Origin of the sequence: Vibrio sp. 10N.247.310.98 (assembly GCF_041467395.1) — a bacterium.
GTDB lineage: Bacteria > Pseudomonadota > Gammaproteobacteria > Enterobacterales > Vibrionaceae > Vibrio > Vibrio crassostreae_C.
The window spans coordinates 1-1412 of sequence record NZ_JBFSUL010000124.1; the positions used below are offsets into that span (position 1 = coordinate 1).

At 41.9% G+C, this 1412-nt stretch carries 1 protein-coding gene; it reads left to right on the forward strand.

Annotated elements, in window-relative coordinates:
* The first annotated feature begins 91 nt into the window (after positions 1-91).
* The gene (locus AB6E78_RS22880) at positions 92-1399 is read left to right on the forward strand and encodes an IS4 family transposase (RefSeq protein ID WP_029235596.1); all 1308 of its coding nucleotides are present in this window, start codon (positions 92-94) and stop codon (positions 1397-1399) included.
* The last annotated feature ends 13 nt before the right edge of the window (positions 1400-1412 follow it).

The window sequence follows — 1412 nt, forward strand, 5'->3', positions numbered from 1 at the left end:
TAATGCCGATCAGTTAAAGCCAAAGCGATCGGTTGAAGGATCCTTCAGAGCTGTCAAAATCCAAGTGTATTTAATGCACTTGGATTTTTTTATGGATGTTTCTCAAGCTCTAAACATAATTAATGATTGGAAACCTAGCAGCGTTGAGACTTTGTCTGACTTGCTTCCAATTGAACTCATCGACGAAGCCTATTCTCTTACTGATACTGTCACGATGAGAAAGAGGAAATTAACTTTAGAATCCATGGTGTGGCTGCTTGTTGGAATGGCTATCTATAACAGTAAATCCATGAAAGATTTAGTGAACCAACTTGATATTGTCGACCGTACAGGTAAAGCTTTTGTCGCACCGAGTGCGTTAACTCAACGTCGAAAGACGTTGGGTGAAGACGCAATTAAAGCGGTCTTTGAGCGAATGACTACGTCATGGTTAAACAGTGCAAAGTTACCCCAATGGAATGGATTAACGCTGCTTGGCGTCGATGGCGTTGTTTGGCGAACGCCCGATAACCCGCAAAATGAAAAGGCATTTTCTCGACAAAAAGGGACGCAATATCCGCAAGTGAGAATGGTCTGCCAAATGGAACTAAGCAGTCACATTATTACGGCCAGTGCATTTGATAATTACAATACAAACGAAATGATATTAGCTGAAAAACTGATAGAAACAACACCAAACCATAGCGTAACAATGTTCGATAAGGGGTTCTATTCTTTAGGTTTATTACATAAATGGCAAGACTCTGGCTCAGAGCGCCATTGGCTTATCCCCCTCAAGAAAAATACACAATATGACATTGTTCAATCTTTAGGGCGAAATGACAAACTTGTTCAATTACACAGTAATCCAAGAGCTAGAAAGCTATGGCCTGATTTACCAAAGTCGATAACCGCTCGACTTGTCACTCGTAAAATTAAAGGAAAAGACTACCAAGTATTAACCTCCATGACGGACTCCCTGCGTTACCCATCAAAAGATATTGCAGGCCTTTATGAGCATCGTTGGGAAATAGAGCTGGGCTACCGAGAGCAAAAACAATACATGCTTGGAAACCGTCTTACGCTGCGAAGTCGTTTACCAGAGCTGGTCAAGCAGGAGTTATGGGGCATCTTGCTTACTTACAATTTAATCCGATATCAGATGGTCGAGCTCTGCTTCAATTTAAAGGGAAATTACCTTCCTTATCAACTGAGTTTTAACGGCACGTTAGCTCATGTATCAGCGTTACTTGTAGGCTTACCTTATTCAACACCAGGCGCAATACCTCGTCAGCTAAAGGGGTTCCACAACATGGCTGAAAGCTTAATACTTGAAGGGCGAAGGGAAAGGACATTCCCTAGAAGAGTTAAACCCAGACCACAACGGTATGCTAAGAACAAAAATGCCGTTCACTCTTAAGTGAACGGCATTA

Coding starts and splice junctions, on each gene's coding strand:
- AB6E78_RS22880 (WP_029235596.1), top strand. CDS start 92: ATGGATGTTTCTCAAGCTCTAAACATAATTAATGATTGGAAACCTAGC.